The sequence below is a fragment of the Burkholderia anthina genome, from assembly GCF_902498995.1.
Taxonomy (GTDB): domain Bacteria; phylum Pseudomonadota; class Gammaproteobacteria; order Burkholderiales; family Burkholderiaceae; genus Burkholderia; species Burkholderia anthina.
In genome coordinates this window covers 42,482-58,616 of record NZ_CABVLY010000029.1, presented here as the reverse complement: position 1 = coordinate 58,616, position 16,135 = coordinate 42,482, and the positions used below count along the sequence as shown (strand labels likewise).

15 protein-coding genes and 1 pseudogene are annotated in these 16,135 nt (G+C 67.4%); 8 read left to right on the top strand and 8 right to left on the bottom strand.

All coding sequences use genetic code 11. From position 1 onward, the window contains the following. Nucleotides 1–124: 124 nt before the first annotated feature. Nucleotides 125–1,192 carry a GlxA family transcriptional regulator gene (locus BME24068_RS29210; protein WP_096501953.1) on the bottom strand — a complete coding sequence of 356 codons (1,068 nt, stop codon included), beginning with the start codon at nucleotides 1,190–1,192 and terminating at the stop codon, nucleotides 125–127. Between the two features lie 261 nt (nucleotides 1,193–1,453). Between BME24068_RS29210 and BME24068_RS29205 the strand changes: the two genes are divergently transcribed. The 8 genes from BME24068_RS29205 to BME24068_RS29170 all read left to right on the top strand — a co-directional run bounded on the left by BME24068_RS29205 (nucleotide 1,454) and on the right by BME24068_RS29170 (nucleotide 10,419). Then, the gene (locus BME24068_RS29205; protein WP_096501951.1) at nucleotides 1,454–2,839 is read left to right on the top strand and encodes an L-serine ammonia-lyase; all 1,386 of its coding nucleotides are present in this window, start codon (nucleotides 1,454–1,456) and stop codon (nucleotides 2,837–2,839) included. A 15-nt stretch (nucleotides 2,840–2,854) separates the two neighbouring features. After that, nucleotides 2,855–4,099: a sarcosine oxidase subunit beta family protein gene (locus BME24068_RS29200; RefSeq protein WP_006480591.1), complete on the top strand. Its 1,245-nt coding sequence runs from the start codon at nucleotides 2,855–2,857 to the stop codon at nucleotides 4,097–4,099. 25 nt (nucleotides 4,100–4,124) lie between these two features. Next, complete coding sequence (locus BME24068_RS29195) at nucleotides 4,125–4,436, top strand: sarcosine oxidase subunit delta (RefSeq protein ID WP_096501949.1); 312 nt, start codon at nucleotides 4,125–4,127, stop codon at nucleotides 4,434–4,436. Continuing rightward, on the top strand, nucleotides 4,433–7,444 hold the full coding sequence (locus BME24068_RS29190) for a sarcosine oxidase subunit alpha family protein (RefSeq protein WP_174928139.1): 3,012 nt from the start codon (nucleotides 4,433–4,435) through the stop codon (nucleotides 7,442–7,444). The genes BME24068_RS29195 and BME24068_RS29190 overlap by 4 nt, the downstream gene beginning before the upstream one ends. Further along, nucleotides 7,434–8,063 carry a sarcosine oxidase subunit gamma gene (locus tag BME24068_RS29185; protein ID WP_174928138.1) on the top strand — a complete coding sequence of 210 codons (630 nt, stop codon included), beginning with the start codon at nucleotides 7,434–7,436 and terminating at the stop codon, nucleotides 8,061–8,063. The genes BME24068_RS29190 and BME24068_RS29185 overlap by 11 nt, the downstream gene beginning before the upstream one ends. Beyond that, a complete protein-coding gene (locus tag BME24068_RS29180; RefSeq protein WP_096501943.1) occupies nucleotides 8,060–8,500 on the top strand; it encodes a dihydroneopterin aldolase in 441 nt (146 codons plus the stop codon). Before BME24068_RS29185 ends, BME24068_RS29180 begins: the two co-directional genes overlap by 4 nt. Nucleotides 8,501–8,749: 249 nt before the next feature. Next, nucleotides 8,750–9,067 carry a helix-turn-helix domain-containing protein gene (locus BME24068_RS29175; protein WP_096501941.1) on the top strand — a complete coding sequence of 106 codons (318 nt, stop codon included), beginning with the start codon at nucleotides 8,750–8,752 and terminating at the stop codon, nucleotides 9,065–9,067. After that, complete coding sequence (locus BME24068_RS29170) at nucleotides 9,067–10,419, top strand: HipA domain-containing protein (protein ID WP_174928137.1); 1,353 nt, start codon at nucleotides 9,067–9,069, stop codon at nucleotides 10,417–10,419. The genes BME24068_RS29175 and BME24068_RS29170 overlap by 1 nt, the downstream gene beginning before the upstream one ends. 70 nt (nucleotides 10,420–10,489) lie before the next feature. On the opposite strand, the pseudogene BME24068_RS29165 reads toward BME24068_RS29170, so the two are convergent. From BME24068_RS29165 to osmF, 7 genes and pseudogenes are all read right to left on the bottom strand, one after another. After that, nucleotides 10,490–10,696: pseudogene (locus BME24068_RS29165) on the bottom strand (alkene reductase); the annotation flags it as partial. 144 nt (nucleotides 10,697–10,840) lie between these two features. Then, entirely contained in the window at nucleotides 10,841–11,227 is a 387-nt protein-coding gene (locus BME24068_RS29160) for a lysozyme inhibitor LprI family protein (RefSeq protein WP_174928136.1), read from the bottom strand. A gap of 25 nt (nucleotides 11,228–11,252) precedes the next feature. Beyond that, complete coding sequence (locus BME24068_RS29155; RefSeq protein ID WP_096501935.1) at nucleotides 11,253–11,921, bottom strand: lytic transglycosylase domain-containing protein; 669 nt, start codon at nucleotides 11,919–11,921, stop codon at nucleotides 11,253–11,255. A gap of 255 nt (nucleotides 11,922–12,176) precedes the next feature. After that, a complete protein-coding gene (locus BME24068_RS29150) occupies nucleotides 12,177–12,944 on the bottom strand; it encodes an ABC transporter permease (RefSeq protein WP_174928135.1) in 768 nt (255 codons plus the stop codon). Continuing rightward, nucleotides 12,941–13,879 (bottom strand): ABC transporter ATP-binding protein, encoded by a 939-nt coding sequence (locus BME24068_RS29145; protein ID WP_174928134.1) that lies wholly within the window; start codon nucleotides 13,877–13,879, stop codon nucleotides 12,941–12,943. The genes BME24068_RS29150 and BME24068_RS29145 overlap by 4 nt, the downstream gene beginning before the upstream one ends. Continuing rightward, complete coding sequence (locus BME24068_RS29140) at nucleotides 13,876–15,054, bottom strand: ABC transporter permease (RefSeq protein ID WP_174928133.1); 1,179 nt, start codon at nucleotides 15,052–15,054, stop codon at nucleotides 13,876–13,878. Before BME24068_RS29140 ends, BME24068_RS29145 begins: the two co-directional genes overlap by 4 nt. After that, complete coding sequence (gene osmF / locus BME24068_RS29135; RefSeq protein WP_174928132.1) at nucleotides 15,051–15,974, bottom strand: glycine betaine ABC transporter substrate-binding protein OsmF; 924 nt, start codon at nucleotides 15,972–15,974, stop codon at nucleotides 15,051–15,053. Before osmF ends, BME24068_RS29140 begins: the two co-directional genes overlap by 4 nt. Nucleotides 15,975–16,135 lie beyond the last annotated feature (161 nt).

Sequence of the window (16,135 nt, the reverse complement as noted above, 5' to 3'; positions counted from 1 at the left end):
TTAACGTGCTGCAACGTCGGTCAAATTGAATGGAACCGGTTTCAATTGACGGGAAAGGACGGCGATCGCGCGGGGTTCGGCGCGCGATCGGGAGCGGGAAAGGGTATGGCGGAGGTGTCGCGCGTCAGTCGGCGAGATCTTCGACGGGGTCGACCGCGGCTGGCGCAGCGACTTCCGCGACGTCCCCGCCGCGCTCGCGATAGGTCGCCGGCGGCACGCCGAACTGCTTGCGGAATTCACGCCCGAGGTGCGACGCGTCGGCGAACCCGCAGCTCGATGCGATATCGGCGACGGTGCGGTCGGAACTCGTCAGCAGCCACGCGGCCGTGCGCAGCCGCACCTGTTTCGCGAACGCCTGCGGGCTCTTGCCCGTCTCGGCCTTGAACAGGCGCTCGAGCTGGCGCGTCGACATGTCGAGCTTGGCCGCGAGCTCTTCGAGCGGCAGCGCGCGCCCGACATGCTGTTCCATCAGAAGAATCGCGCGCTTGACCTTCGGGTGCGTGGCCGGCTCGAGGCCGGGCGGATGCGGTTGCGGCGCATTGCCTTTCTGCATCTCGCCGACGAGCAGGATGCGCAGCGCCTTCTGCACCGTCGCATGGTCGAAATGGCGCAGCAGGATCGCGGCGGCGACGTCGATCGACGCGCGGCCGCCCGAACACGTGATCCGGCGCCGGTCGATCACGAACAGCCGGTCAGCGATCAGCAGGTCGGGATCGGCGCTCGGGAAGCGCTCGATGAAATCCCAGTAGTGGAACCAGCTCACGCAGGTGCGGTAGCCGTCGAGCACGTTCGCGCGCATCAGCGTAAACACGCCCGTGCAGATCCCGACGACCGTCGCGCCGCCCGCCGCCGCGTGGCGGATGAACTGGAGCGTTTCGGGGCCGGCTTGCGGCCCCGAATGCAGAAGGCCGCCCACCACGACCACGTAGTCGAACGGCTCGGCCGCATCGAAGGTTTCCCACGGCGTGATCTGGATCCCGCAGCTCGCGCGCACCGGCGCAAGCGTTTCGCCGATCACGCTCCAGGCGCAGCGCACGGGCTTGCTGTAGTCGCCGTCGTCGGCCGACAGCCGCAGCATGTCGACGAAACCCGAGAACGCGGTCAGCGTGAAATTCGGCAGCAGCAGGATGCCGAAGCGAATGCGCTGCGGCGCGGGTTCGGCGAGGGGGGAAGCGGGTACGTCGGGTGTCATCGCGGTAAATCTCGTCACGCCGGGCAGGCGGGTCTCACTCGTTTCACTCAGTTTGGGGGCACGGCTGCCGGCGTGCGCATGCGCCGGCCGACTTGTGCTTTTGCGTCGCGAACCATCGTCAAAACGTACTTTCGGACCGTCCTTTTCGGGGCTTGGCGGCGGTATCCCACGCCGATGCCGTTTTTGTTCTATCGGCCAATTTTACGCTTTGATGTACTGATGCCAACGACATTTCACGTACGCCCACCCAGAGGAAGTCAGATGAACGTCAGCGCGTTCGACCTGTTCAAGATCGGCATCGGCCCGTCCAGTTCGCACACGGTCGGCCCGATGATCGCCGCCTGCCGCTTCGCGTCGCATGTCGAAGATGCGAACCTGCTCGGCTTCGTGCGCCGCGTGCGGGTCGAACTATACGGCTCGCTCGGTGCAACGGGCAAGGGCCACGGCACCGACAAGGCCGTATTGCTCGGCCTCGAGGGCCATCTGCCCGACACGATCGATCCGGACCTGATCGAGCCGCGGCTCGCGGGGATCCGAGCGGAGAAGTCGCTGTCGCTGCTCGGCAAGCAGACGATCCGCTTCGACGAGAAGGAAAACATCGGCTTCTATCGCAAGCTGATGAGCGGCACGAGCATCGTGCATCCGAACGGGATGCGCTTCCAGGCGTTCGACGAGCACGGCCAGCTGCTCGTCGAGAAAGAGTATTACTCGGTCGGCGGCGGCTTCGTCGTGAACCGCGACGGCGATCGCGTGAACGGCGTGCGCGCGGCGGCCGACGTGCCGTATCCGTTCCGCACCGGCGACGACCTGATGCGCCAGTGCCGCGAACACGGCCTGTCGATCGCCGAACTGATGCTGCGCAACGAAAGCGCGCTGCGTCCGGCCGACGAGGTGCGCGCCGGGCTGCTCGCGATCTGGCGCACGATGGCCGCGTGCGTGGAGCGCGGCTGCAAGGTCGAAGGCGAACTGCCGGGCCCGATGCGCGTGAAGCGCCGCGCGGCCGAACTGAACGGCCGCCTGCGCGCGCGTTCGGAGGAGTCGCTGCGCGATCCGCTGTCGATGCTCGACTGGGTCAACCTGTATGCGATGGCCGTCAACGAAGAGAACGCCGCGGGCGGCCGCGTCGTCACCGCGCCCACCAACGGCGCGGCCGGCGTGATTCCCGCCGTGCTGCACTACTACGTGAAATTCGTGCCGGGCTCGGGCGAGGCCGGGATCGTCGAATTCCTGCTGACGGCCGCGGCGATCGGGATCATCTACAAGGAAACCGCGTCGATCTCCGGTGCGGAAGTCGGTTGCCAGGGCGAAGTGGGCGTCGCGTGCTCGATGGCCGCCGCCGCGCTCGCCGCGGTGATGGGCGGCACGCCCGACCAGGTCGAGAACGCCGCCGAGATCGGCATGGAACACAACCTCGGCATGACCTGCGACCCGGTCGGCGGGCTCGTGCAGATCCCGTGCATCGAACGCAACGCGATGGGCGCGATCAAGGCGCTGAACGCGTCGCGCATGGCGCTCAAGGGTAACGGCCAGCACTACGTTTCGCTCGATTCGGTGATCAAGACGATGCGCGAGACGGGTGCCGACATGAAGACGAAATACAAGGAAACGTCGCGCGGCGGTCTTGCCGTGAACGTCATCGAATGCTAACGAAGGATCACTAACATGAGCCGCTACTCGATATTCAGCCTGTTCCGCAACGGCCTCTCGTATCACGAGAACTGGGAAAAGCAGTGGAAGAGCCCGGAACCGAAGAAGGAATACGACGTCGTGATCGTCGGCGGCGGCGGCCACGGCCTCGCGACCGCGTATTACCTCGCGAAGGAGCACGGGATCACGAACGTCGCGATCCTCGAGAAGGGCTGGATCGGCGGCGGCAACACCGCGCGCAACACGACGATCGTGCGCTCGAACTACCTGTGGGACGAATCGGCCGCGCTGTACGAGAAGGCGATGAAGCTGTGGGAAGGGCTGTCGCAGGATCTCAACTACAACGTGATGTTCAGCCAGCGCGGCGTGATGAACCTCGCGCACACGCTGCAGGACGTGCGTGACACCGAGCGTCGCGTGAACGCGAACCGGCTGAACGGCGTCGACGCCGAATTCCTGACGCCCGCGCAGATCAAGGAAATCGAGCCGACCATCAACCTGAACAGCCGCTACCCGGTGCTCGGCGCATCGATCCAGCGCCGTGCGGGCGTCGCGCGTCACGACGCGGTGGCCTGGGGCTTCGCGCGCGGCGCCGATCGCGCCGGCGTCGACATCATCCAGAACTGCCAGGTGACGGGCATTCGCCGCGAAGGCGGCGCGGTGGTCGGCGTCGATACGGTGAAGGGCTTCATCAAGGCGAAGAAGGTCGCGGTGGTCGCGGCCGGCAACACGACGACGCTCGCCGACATGGCCGGCGTGCGCCTGCCGATCGAAAGCCACCCGCTGCAGGCGCTGGTGTCCGAGCCGATCAAGCCGGTGGTCAACTCCGTGATCATGTCGAACGCGGTGCACGCGTACATCAGCCAGTCCGACAAGGGCGACCTCGTGATCGGCGCGGGTATCGACCAGTACACGGGCTTCGGCCAGCGCGGCAGCTTCCACATCATCGAAAGCACGCTGCAGGCGATCGTCGAAATGTTCCCGGTGTTCTCGCGCGTGCGGATGAACCGCCAGTGGGGCGGCATCGTCGACGTGTCGCCGGACGCCTGCCCGATCATCACCAAGACCGACGTGAAGGGCCTGTATTTCAACTGCGGCTGGGGTACCGGCGGCTTCAAGGCGACGCCGGGCTCGGGCTGGGTGTTCGCGCACACGATCGCCCGCGACGAACCGCATCCGCTGAACGCCCCGTTTGCACTCGACCGCTTCTACACCGGCCACCTGATCGACGAACACGGCGCTGCCGCGGTCGCGCACTAACCCCCGCACTGAAGGAGAAAGAAACATGTTGCTGATCGAATGTCCGTGGTGCGGGCCGCGCGCCGAATCCGAGTTCACGTGCGGCGGTGAAGCCGACATCGTGCGCCCGGTTGCGAACGAGACCATGACCGACCGCGAATGGGGCGAGTACGTGTTCATGCGCGAGAACAAGCGCGGGCTGCACAAGGAGCAATGGCTGCACACGCAGGGTTGCCGCCGCTGGTTCAAGGTGACGCGCGACACGGTCACCTACGATATCAAGGGCTACGAAAAGTTCGGCGGGGCTGCCATCGGCGCCGCTGCCGGCAACGCACACGAAGAGGGCACGAGCAAATGAGCCAGAAAGACCGCCTCGGCACCGGTGGCCGCATCAATCGCGCGATTCCGCTGACGTTCACGTTCAACGGCCGCACGTATCAGGGCTTCCAGGGCGACACGCTCGCGTCCGCGCTGCTCGCGAACGGCGTGCACTTCGTCGCGCGCAGCTTCAAGTACCACCGTCCGCGCGGGATCGTGACGGCGGACGTCGCGGAACCGAATGCCGTCGTGCAGCTCGAAACCGGCCCGTATACGGTGCCGAACGCGCGCGCGACCGAGATCGAGCTGTACCAGGGCCTCGTCGCGACGAGCGTGAACGCCGAACCGTCGCTCGAGAACGACAAGTACGCGATCAACCAGAAGCTGTCGCGCTTCATGCCGGCGGGCTTCTACTACAAGACGTTCATGTGGCCGCGCAACATGTGGCCGAAGTACGAAGAGAAGATCCGCGAGGCCGCCGGCCTCGGCAAGGCGCCTGAAGCGCTCGACGCCGATCGCTACGACAAGTGTTACGCGCACTGCGACGTGCTCGTGGTCGGAGGCGGCCCGTCGGGCCTCGCCGCCGCGCATGCGGCCGCCACGGCGGGCGCGCGCGTGATCCTCGTCGACGACCAGCGCGAACTCGGCGGCAGCCTGCTGTCGTGCCGCGCGGAAATCGACGCGAAGCCGGCGCAGCAGTGGGTCGAGAAGATCGAAGCCGAACTGCGCAAGCTGCCCGACGTGACGATCCTGTCGCGCAGCACCGCGTTCGGCTACCAGGACCACAACCTCGTGACGGTCACGCAACGCCTGACCGATCACCAGCCGGTGTCGATGCGCAAGGGGACGCGCGAACTGCTGTGGAAGATCCGCGCGAAGCGCGTGATCCTCGCGACCGGCGCGCACGAGCGTCCGATCGTGTTCGGCAACAACGACCTGCCGGGCGTGATGCTCGCGGGCGCGGTGTCCACCTACATCCATCGCTTCGGTGTGCTGCCGGGCCGCAACGCGGTCGTGTTCACGAACAACGATCGCGCGTACCAGACGGCGCTCGACCTGAAGGCATGCGGTGCGAAGGTGACGGTCGTCGATTCGCGCGCATCGTCGAACGGTGCGCTGCCGGCGGCGGCAAAGCGGCAGGGCGTGACGGTGATGAGCGGTGCGGTCATCACCGCGGCTTCGGGCAAGTGGCGCGTATCGTCGGTCGACGTCGCGTCCTACTCGAACGGCAAGACGGGCGGCAAGATGCAATCGCTGCCGTGCGATCTCGTCGCGATGTCGGGCGGCTTCAGCCCGGTGCTGCACCTGTTCGCGCAGTCGGGCGGCAAGGCGTGCTGGAACGACGAGAAGGCGTGCTTCCTGCCGGGCAAGCCCGTGCAGGCCGAGGCGAGCGTCGGCGCGGCCGCGGGCGAGTTCGGTCTTGCCCGTGCGCTGCGGCTCGCGCTCGACGCGGGCGCCGAAGCGGCGAAGGCCGCGGGCTACACGGCCGCGCAGCGCCCCGTCGCGCCGCAGGTCGCTGAAACCGTCGAAGGCGCGCTGCAGCCGTTGTGGCTGGTCGGCAGCCGCGAGGCCGCGCCGCGCGGGCCGAAGCAGTTCGTCGACTTCCAGAACGACGTGGCCGCCGCCGACATCCTGCTGGCCGCTCGCGAAGGTTTCGAGTCGGTCGAGCACGTGAAGCGCTACACGGCGATGGGCTTCGGCACCGATCAGGGCAAGCTCGGCAACATCAACGGGATGGCGATCCTCGCGCAGGCGCTCGGCAAGACGATTCCGGAAACGGGCACGACGACGTTCCGCCCGAACTACACGCCGGTGTCGTTCGGTACGTTCGCCGGTCGCGAAACGGGCGACTTCCTCGACCCGATCCGCAAGACGGCCGTGCATGAATGGCACGTCGAGCACGGTGCGATGTTCGAAGACGTCGGCAACTGGAAGCGGCCCTGGTATTTCCCGAAGAACGGGGAGGATCTCCATGCGGCCGTGAAGCGCGAATGCCTCGCGGTGCGCAACAGCGTCGGCATTCTCGACGCGTCGACGCTCGGCAAGATCGACATCCAGGGTCCGGACGCGGTGAAGCTGCTGAACTGGATGTACACGAACCCGTGGAACAAGCTCGAAGTGGGCAAGTGCCGCTACGGGCTGATGCTCGACGAAAACGGCATGGTGTTCGACGACGGCGTGACGGTGCGCCTCGCCGACCAGCATTTCATGATGACGACCACCACCGGCGGCGCGGCGCGCGTGCTGACGTGGCTCGAGCGCTGGCTGCAGACCGAATGGCCCGACATGAAGGTGCGGCTCGCGTCCGTCACCGATCACTGGGCGACGTTCGCGGTGGTCGGCCCGAAGAGCCGCAAGGTCGTGCAGAAGGTGTGCCAGGACATCGACTTCGGTAACGAAGCGTTCCCGTTCATGAGCTACCGCAACGGCACCGTCGCAGGCGCGAAGGCGCGCGTGATGCGGATCAGCTTCTCGGGCGAACTGGCCTATGAAGTGAACGTGCCGGCCAATGCGGGCCGCGCGGTGTGGGAAGCGCTGATGGCGGCCGGTGCCGAGTTCGACATCACGCCGTACGGCACCGAGACGATGCACGTGCTGCGCGCGGAGAAGGGCTACATCATCGTCGGCCAGGATACCGACGGGTCGATCACGCCGTACGACCTCGGGATGGGCGGCGTCGTCGCGAAGTCGAAGGACTTCCTCGGCAAGCGCTCGCTGTCGCGCTCGGATACGTCGAAGGAAGGCCGCAAGCAGTTCGTCGGCCTGTTGACCGAAGACGAACAGTTCGTGCTGCCGGAAGGCGCGCAGATCATCGCGAAGGACACGCAGGTGTCGGCGACCGATCCGACGCCGATGCTCGGCCACGTGACGTCGAGCTATTACAGCCCGATCCTGAAGCGCTCGATTGCGCTGGCCGTGGTGAAGGGCGGTCTGAACAAGATGGGTGAGAGCGTCGTGATTCCGCTGGCCAACGGCCGCCGCATCACCGCGAAGATCTCGAGCCCGGTTTTCTACGATACGGAAGGGGTGCGCCAGCATGTGGAATGAAACGAGAAACCAGACGCCGGTGGCGGGCGCGGGCGTGACGCTTGAATCGCCGTTCGTCGGCGCGGCCGATGTGCTGAAGCAGCACCAGGCGCGCGTATCGAAGAAGTTCACGCTGCGCGAGCGGCCGTTCCTCGATCTCGTGAACGTGCGCGGCGAGCCGAGCGATCCGGCCTTCGTCAGCGCGTTCGAGCGCGTGGTCGGCTGCCGGCCGCCCGCCGCGCCGAACACGGTGGCGCGCGGCGCGGAGTACGACGTGCTGTGGCTCGGTCCGGACGAGTGGCTCGTGCGCTCGAACGGGCCGGTGCAGGCCGGCGTGCTCGAAGGCCAACTCGCGGAGGCCGTGCAGGGTCTGTATGCGGCGGCCGTCGACGTCGGCAGCGGCTACACGGTGGTGGAAATCAGCGGCGAACGCGTGCGCGACGTGATTGCGCGCGGCTGCCCGCTCGATCTGCATCCGCGCGTGCTCAAGCCGGGCCAGTGCGCGCAGTCGCACTACTTCAAGTCGCCGATCACGCTGATCCCGACCGGCGACGAGTCGTTCGAGATCGTCCTGCGTCGCAGCTTCGCCGACTATTTCGTGCGCATCATGCTCGACGCCGCGGCGCCGCTCGCATCATGAAGCCGTTCGACGAACCGTTCGTGGCGATCGAATCGCCGCGCCTGCGCGGGCGCGGCTGGAGCGTGTTCGTCGACGAATTGAAGGTGCCCGCGCGGATCGGCATCCATGCTCACGAGCACGAGGCGCCTCAGCCGATCGTGATCGATGCGCGGCTCGGGTATCGCTGCGAGCCGAGCGAGCAGGGCGAGTGGATCGACTACGACGGCTACTGCGCGCGTCTCGCGTCGTTCCTGTCGCACAAGCCGCATACGCGGCTGCTCGAAACGCTGGTTGCCGACATCGCGGTGCTGTCGTTTCGCGAATGGCCGGCGCTGGAGTCGCTGACGCTGTCGGTGTACAAGCCGAAGATCCGGCCGGGCACGAAGCGCGTCGGCGTGTCGCTCGACTGGACGCGCGGGGATTACCTGCGATGGACGGGGGCGGCGGGGCAGTTGTAGGCAGAGGGGGCCGGATCGGTGCAGGTGATCCGGCAACCGGGCGGACACGGCGGCGCGGATGCGCCGCCGTGTTCGTTTATAGTTCCTGAAATATGCGATCAATAGGTTGTTGCTGCCTGTTCGGGTATTTGTTCCTGAAATAGCAGAATTATCGACGGCCGGGCTTGCGAGCCACTATAATTCCGATATTCTCGCAACTATGCCGGTCGCCCGCTGGCGTCGGCGCTTTGTTCCTGAAACTCCGGAATTATGGCCCGTACCTTACCGCAACCCATCGCCACCCCCGATCCGCTCGCCTCCGACCTGGCCGCACTCGGCGCGCTCGTGCGCAACCGGCGCGCGCAGGCCCGGATGCGGATCGACGATGCTGCCGATATGCTCGGCGTGTCGAAGGATGTGCTGTCGCGGCTCGAAAACGGCCGCGCGGTGAGTCTCGACAAGCTGTTCAAGGTACTGGACGGCTTCGGCCTCAATCTGCTTGTCGTGCCGAAACGCGATGTACAGACGGCGCGCAGCGTATTGCACGATCAGGCGACGATACGCGCCGGCTCGTCCGGGGGCGCGTGATGATTCATCGCCTGTGCATTTCGGCCGACGGCTCGCCGGTCGGGCAGTTGACTTACGATGCCCGCCGCAACGACTACGGTTTCTCGTACGATCCGGCGTGGCTGGCGCGCGGCGATGCGTTTGCGTTGTCGCCGAGCATTCCGCTTGACGTCGGTACGCCGCCGGAGGGGGCAATCCAGCGCTTCGTGGGCAACCTGCTTCCCGAGGGCCGCGCACTCGACGTGGCCGCATCGATGTATCAGATATCGAAGGACAACGTCTTCGGCCTGATCCGGATGCTCGGCAAGGAGCCCGTCGGCGCGTTGAGCTTCGTCCCGGCCGACGGCTCGTCCGTGCGAGCGCCTGACACCCTCGAACCCGTACGGCGACCGATCTCGGCGGAAGAGTTGACCGACCGTATCCGCAAGCGCGATGCGATTCCGTTTTCCGTCTGGGACGATCGGGTACGCCTGTCGATCGCCGGCCATCAGGACAAGCTGCAGGTGCTCGTCGAAGGGGAGCGGTATGCGCTTGTCGACGGGGCGCTCAGCAGCTCGCATATTCTGAAGCCGGAATCGCGCAGCCCGAATGCGCCGTTCATGGTGGCCAACGAGCATTTCTGCATGACGCTGGCGCGCCACATGGGAATGCCGGTCGCGCATGTCGAGATCCGGCGCATTCCCGAACCGATTCTGCTGATCGAACGATTCGACCGGCTCGTGACGACCGAACCGGGCGATCCGCAGCGCGTGAGCGCGGTGCGGCGATTGCATGTCATTGATGGATGCCAGGCCCTCGACTTGCCGGCGACGCTCAAATACGAACGCAATCTTGGCAACAACGAGGATGTCCGCAATATCCGCGAAGGCGTGAGCTTCGAGAAACTGTTTTCGCTGACACCGTCGCTCGAGACGCCCGCCGCCGCACGTTCAATGATGTTGCGCTGGGCGCTGTTGCAACTGCTGATCGGCAACAGCGATGCACACGGCAAGAACATTTCGTTTTTCGTCAGCAGCGGCGGGCTCGATCCGGCGCCGCTTTACGATCTGGTGTGCGTGAACGTATACGGCGCCGCTTACGTGCAGGACATGGCGATGGCCTATGGGGATGTGTTTCGCATCGAGGAACTCACCGCTTTCGCGCTCGCGGACTTCGCGCATCGTGCGCAGATCCGGCCGGCGCTCGTTGCGCGTGAAATGACGCGGATGGCGGCGCTGGCTGCGAAACTGGCACCCGGGCTGGCGGAGTCGGATGTTTATGCAGGCGACGAGCGTGCGTGGGTGCATCGTATTTCGGAATACGTCCGTGCTCAGGCCGAGCGAATCCTTCGCATTGCGCCCATGGTACCCAAGGTCGACGTCGCGCTGCTCTGATCTCGCGCTTCGCCGACCCTCGCCGCGGCACCGATCCGGCAGGTCACGGCGAGGGCCCTGAGGCATGCCGTCAGCCCGCGGCCGCGCCGCTCAACGCCGGGGAGTCGATATACGTGCGCGCATCGTCGCCGAAGAACGTGTCGCGCGGCGCATCGTTCAGCGGCGCGCCCGTCTTCACGCGCGTCACGGAATCCGGATCGGCGAGCGCCATCTGGCCGCACGCTTCGAGATCGGCCGCACCGGACGCTACGTCCGCACCGATCGCGACCCGTGCGCGATTATCGATCGACCCGCCGTATTCGTCGCTGCGCGTCCATGCGATGACGGAAACGCGGCTGAGGTCTGCGAAGATGCGGACTTCATCGGGTTTCTGCGCGCGCATTTCACGCGCGAATGAAGGGGAGGCTCTTCGTCCCGCTGCTCAGGGCGACGCGTCCAGTTGCGCTTCCCACTTCTTCAGGATGCGCACGCGCGCGTCGCTGAAATCGACCCGGCAGTTCATCCACGCATCGTCCGGCATCATCCGCTGCGGATTCGCGGCTTTCACGTAATCGCAGGTGTCGCCGGCGAAGCGGGTCCAGCTCGTCTGCGATTTCGCGAGTCGGCTGGCCGCATCGGGGTTGCGTCGCTGGAGCTTGCGCTGGAGCGACCGGTACGCCCGGTCGACTTGCTGTTCGCGCGCGTCGAGCACGCAGCGGCGCACGGCGTCCATCGTCGGCCCCTGTTGTTCGCAGTCGACGGCGGCGAATGCCGCGACGGCATGAGCCGTCAGCGCGGCGATGACGAGCAGGCGGACAGGGTGGCGCACGGGCGAGTGAACAGGAAAGCGGCGCTTACTTCACGTTGCGGGCCGTGGCGGGCGTCGCGGTCGACGGATCGCTGACCGGCACCAGATGCGCTCTGCCGTCGCCTGCATGTTGCGTGCCGTCTTCGGCGTCGAGCACGAACCGGAACGTGTCGACGCGCTGCAGCACCTTCGCCGCATACGCATTCGATCCGCCGTAGCTCTTCAACCCGGCCTGCACGTTGCCGCCGGCCGCCCGCACGTAGCCTGACAGGATCGCGGAACCGGCCTCGACGTTGGCGTTCGGCTCGGTCAGATCCTTCACGTTGCGCAGCAGGCCGCGGTGCGCGGCCGGCACGACCTGCATCAGCCCGGTCGCGCCATGCTGGCCGCGCGCCTTCTCCTGGAAGCGCGATTCGATCGAGATGATGGCGTAAACGAGTGCCGGAGGCAGCGAGTATTTCGTCGCAGTGACGCTCACGATATCGGCGAGCTTCGCAGCCCGCTCTTTTGCGACGCCGAATTTCTTCGTCAGGTAGGACGTGATGCGACGGTTTGCTTCGTTCGGCTGATCGTTCGCGACCGGTGCGGATGCATCGATCGGCGCCGATGCGATCGCTCCCGGGGCGGGCGCAGGCAACACGGCCGCCTGCTGCGCGGAGGCCTGCTGCGCAATGCCGAGCGAAAGCACGATCAGCCAGAAAAACCGTCGTCGCATGGTGAAGGGCAGGGAAATGGGAGGCGCATAGTATATCGGCCAATCACGGCGCGCGTTCGAGCGCGGCTTCGAATGAAAGCGCGATGTAGGCTTGTGACGCACCGCGCCATGCCGGGCGGGGCGTTGCGCGCAGTCGTTGCACAAACACGCATCGGAGTCCGGACGAACCCGCATGATCGAATTTCCGCCCCGATCCTCATTTCCGCGCCCGAGCGTCCGCGGCTGCACGGCGCGCACGCCGCCGGTCGATCTTTTTTACGTGTGCCGCGCGCTCGCCATTCGCGCAAGCGCGCCGATCGCATCGCTGACCAGCACCGCGAGCAGCCCGACGATCACGCCGCCCTGCAGCACGAACGCGGTGTTCGACGTCTGCAGCCCCGCGATGATCACGTCGCCGAGCCCGCGTGCGGCGACCGTCGAGCCGATCGTCGCGGTGCCGAGATTGATCACGACCGCGAGCCGGATGCCGTTCACGATCACCGGGAACGCGAGCGGCAGCTCGACCGACACCAGTTGCTGCCAGCCGCTCATCCCCATCCCGCGTGCGGCTTCGACGACGTCGCGCGGCACGTCCTCGAGCCCCGCGATCGTGCTCTCGAAAATCGGCAGGAGCCCGTACAGAACGAGCGCGATCAGCACGGGCTTCAGTCCGAAGCCGACGGCCGGCACCGCGAGTGCGAGCACGGCGACCGGCGGAAAGGTCTGGCCGATGTCGACGACGCTGCGCGCGACCGGCAGAAAATCCGCACCGGACGGCCGCGTGACGGCAATGCCGGCCGCGACCGCGAGCAGCGTGCCGATCAGGCTCGACAGTGCGACGGTGCCGAGATGCGCGAGCGTGAGGTCGAGCAGGCTCGCGCGGTCGTAGATGACCGGCGCGCCGTTGTCCGCGAACGGCGCGAATACGCCCTGCAGCCATGCGGGGCGCAACAGCAGCACGAGCAGCAGCGCAACCGCGGCCGCGCGCGCCACATAGGCGGGCAGCCGCCGGGGCAGCGACGGTCGTGCAGCGTGCGCCGTCATGCGGGCTTCCTCGCATGCGCGCGGATCGCGTCGAGCGTGATGCGGCGCGTGCCGCGCCCGTGGCCGTCGTCGACGGGCAGTGCATCCGTCCCGCGCCACAGCAGCTCGGACACCGCATCGCGCAGCGTGCGGGTCGCGGCGATCGGCTCGCCGTCCGCGAGGCCGGGTTCGGCCACCGCGTCGATCGGCGTCAGCGCGAGCAGGCGCAGCGGCCGGTCGACGCCGGCGACGAGCTGTTCGACGACGCCCGCCGCCGGCTTGCCGAGAATCTCGGCGGGCGACGCGACCTGCAGCAGCCGGCCGCGGTCCATCACCGCGATCGTGTCGCCGAGCTTCAGCGCTTCCTCGATATCGTGCGTGACGATCACGACCGTGATGCCGAGGCGGCGCTGCAGCGCGTACAGATCGTCCTGCGCCTTGTTGCGGATGATCGGATCGAGCGCGCCGAACGGCTCGTCCATCAGCAGCATCGCGGGCTCCGCCGCGAGCGCACGCGCGACGCCGACGCGCTGCTGCTGGCCGCCCGACAGTTCGTGCGGCAGCTTGTCCGCGAATTCGGACGGCGCGAGGTGAAACAGTTCGAGCAGTTCGCGCACGCGCGCGTCGATGCGCGCGGCCGGCCAGCCGAGCAGGCGCGGCACGGTCGCGATGTTGCGCGCGACGCTCCAGTGCGGAAACAGGCCGTGCCCCTGGATCACGTAGCCGATGCGCCGCCGCAGTTGCTCGGGCGGCACGCTGGCGGTGTCCACGCCGTCGATGCGGATCGTGCCGCTCGTCGGCGCGATCAGCCGGTTGATCATCCGCAGCAACGTCGACTTGCCGCTGCCCGACGCGCCGACGAGCGCGGTGATCGTGCCTTGCTGCATCGTCAGCGACACGTCGTCGACGGCGGCGACGTCGCCGAAGCGTTTGCCGATGCGTTCGATCTCGATCATGCGGTGCGTCCCTTCGCGAGCGTGGTCGCGGCTTCGAACACGACGGCGGCCGCCAGCGCGAGCGCGATCGTCGGGATCGCGCCGAGCAGCACGAGATCGGCGGCCGATTGCCCGATCCCCTGGAAGATGAAAGTGCCGAACCCGCCGCCGCCGATCAGCGCGGCGACCGCGGTCAGCCCGATGTTCTGCACGAGCACGATGCGCACGCCGCTCAGGATCACCGGCAGCGCGAGCACGAGGTCGACGCGCAGCAGCCGCTGCGCGCGCGTCATGCCCATCGCGCGCGCCGCTTCGCTCACGTGCTCCGGCACCTGCGCGAGCCCGACCACGACGCTCGACGCGATCGGCAGCAGCGAATAGAGGAACAGCGCGAGCGCGGCCGGCGCGACGCCGATGCCGCGGATGCCGAGCGCGGCCGCGAGCGGCACGCGCGCGGCGAGCAGGCCGAGCGGCGCCATCATCAGCCCGTACATCGCGATGCTCGGGATCGTCTGCACGATATTGAGCACCGGCATCACGACGGTGCGCACCGGCGCGACGCGCGCGCAGGCGATGCCGAGCGGCAGGCCCGCGACGAGCGCGGCCGCGACCGAGCCGCCCGCGAGCGACACGTGGCGGATCGCTTCGCGCCAGAAGTCGTCGCTGCGCACCGCGTATTCGCGCATCACGGAAAGGCCGTCCCACCCGCCGCTCGCCAGCGGCACCGAAATCGCCGCGATCGCGACGACGAGCGCGGCAAGCCGGCGCCACGGGCCGAACGCGAGCCGCGCGAGCGCATCCGCGACGAGCACGGCCCATGCGAACAGCAGCAGCCACACGCCAGCGGCGGGCGACACGCGCGCGAGCATGTCGTCGGGCGCGACGACGTGCGCCGCCGCCGCGCCGACGGCATACGCAAGCGTCGCGAGCCATGCGCAGCCGGCCGCGAGCCGCCACGCGGGGCGGCTCGCCGTCATCGCCCACAGCGCGCCGGCGATCCACAGCGCGGCGAGCGCGGCGCCGTGCACCGCGGGCAGCGCGGCGAACACCGACAGCCCGGTGCCGGCCGCGATGCGGTTCGGGCGCAGCACCATGAACGGCAGGCCGAACACCGCGACGATCGTCAGCACGCCGATCAGGATGCCGACCTTGTCGAGCGTCACGCGCCGCGCGGACACCGCCGCGCGATCCGTCATCGAATGAAGCCCTTCGACTTCAGGTAGCTCTTGGCCACGCCGGCCGCGGGCTCGCCGTTGATCTGGATGCGCGCGTTCAACGTCTGCAGCGTCTTCAGGTCGAGGCTGGCGAACACCGGCTTCAGATAGTCGGCGATTTGCGGATGCGCCTTCAGCACGGCTTCGCGAATCACCGGCGTCGGCGCATAGACGGGCTGCACGTGCTTGTCGTCGTCGAGCACGACGAGGCCGCTCGATGCGATGCCGCCGTCGGTGCCGTACACCATCGCCGCGTTCACGCCGTCGGTCTGGTTCGCGGCGGCCTTGATCGTCGCGGCCGTGTCGCCGCCCGACAGCACGACGAGCTGGTCGGGCTTCAGCTTGAAGCCGTAGGCCTTCTCGAACGACGGCAGCGCGGACGCGCTGTTCACGAATTCGGCCGATGCCGCGAGCTTCACCTTGCCGCCGCCCGCCACCCACTTGCCGAAGTCGGAGAAGGTCTTCAGATGCTGCGACTGCGCAACCGGCGCGAGCACGGCGACGCCCCATGTGTTGTTCGCGGGCGCCGGTGCGAGCCACACGAGATGGTTCGCCGCGTAGTCGAGCTTCTTCGCGGTGTCGTAGCCCTGGGCCGCGTTCTTCCACACGGGATCGTCGGCCTTGTTGAAGAAGAACGCGGCGTTGCCGGTGTATTCGGGGTAGATGTCGATCTCGCCGCTCGTGAGCGCCTTGCGCATGATCGGCGTCGTGCCGAGCGCGATCTTTTCGGTGACGGGGATGCCGTGGGCCTTCAGCACCTGTGCGATGACGTTGCCGAGCAGGTTGCCTTCGGTGTCGATCTTCGACGACACCACGACGGGCGTGTCGGCGTGCGCGCCGGGTGCCACGACAGCGGCGGCGAACGCGAGGCCCAGGATCCGGGCGGGCAGGGCGAGCTTCATCGGGGCCAATCTCCAGAACGGGGACGTACGCCGAAAGTTACTTGACTGAGTCGGCTTTGGCAAACCGCGTGAGGCCGCGCGTCCACAGTGCGTGTGGGGGTAACCCGCGTGCGTCACGCGCCGTTGTTACACTGGCACGCATTCCCGCCTGCGGACATTTC

Excerpts from the sequence above, each read along its gene's own strand:
- BME24068_RS29145 (WP_174928134.1), bottom strand. The coding sequence starts at position 13,879 with ATGATCGAGATCGAACGCATCGGCAAACGCTTCGGCGACGTCGCCGCC.
- BME24068_RS29150 (WP_174928135.1), bottom strand. The coding sequence starts at position 12,944 with ATGACGGCGCACGCTGCACGACCGTCGCTGCCCCGGCGGCTGCCCGCC.
- BME24068_RS29205 (WP_096501951.1), top strand. The coding sequence starts at position 1,454 with ATGAACGTCAGCGCGTTCGACCTGTTCAAGATCGGCATCGGCCCGTCC.
- BME24068_RS29190 (WP_174928139.1), top strand. The coding sequence starts at position 4,433 with ATGAGCCAGAAAGACCGCCTCGGCACCGGTGGCCGCATCAATCGCGCG.
- BME24068_RS29180 (WP_096501943.1), top strand. The coding sequence starts at position 8,060 with ATGAAGCCGTTCGACGAACCGTTCGTGGCGATCGAATCGCCGCGCCTG.
- BME24068_RS29170 (WP_174928137.1), top strand. The coding sequence starts at position 9,067 with ATGATTCATCGCCTGTGCATTTCGGCCGACGGCTCGCCGGTCGGGCAG.
- BME24068_RS29185 (WP_174928138.1), top strand. The coding sequence starts at position 7,434 with ATGTGGAATGAAACGAGAAACCAGACGCCGGTGGCGGGCGCGGGCGTG.
- osmF (WP_174928132.1), bottom strand. The coding sequence starts at position 15,974 with ATGAAGCTCGCCCTGCCCGCCCGGATCCTGGGCCTCGCGTTCGCCGCC.
- BME24068_RS29140 (WP_174928133.1), bottom strand. The coding sequence starts at position 15,054 with ATGACGGATCGCGCGGCGGTGTCCGCGCGGCGCGTGACGCTCGACAAG.
- BME24068_RS29210 (WP_096501953.1), bottom strand. The coding sequence starts at position 1,192 with ATGACACCCGACGTACCCGCTTCCCCCCTCGCCGAACCCGCGCCGCAG.
- BME24068_RS29195 (WP_096501949.1), top strand. The coding sequence starts at position 4,125 with ATGTTGCTGATCGAATGTCCGTGGTGCGGGCCGCGCGCCGAATCCGAG.
- BME24068_RS29175 (WP_096501941.1), top strand. The coding sequence starts at position 8,750 with ATGGCCCGTACCTTACCGCAACCCATCGCCACCCCCGATCCGCTCGCC.
- BME24068_RS29155 (WP_096501935.1), bottom strand. The coding sequence starts at position 11,921 with ATGCGACGACGGTTTTTCTGGCTGATCGTGCTTTCGCTCGGCATTGCG.
- BME24068_RS29200 (WP_006480591.1), top strand. The coding sequence starts at position 2,855 with ATGAGCCGCTACTCGATATTCAGCCTGTTCCGCAACGGCCTCTCGTAT.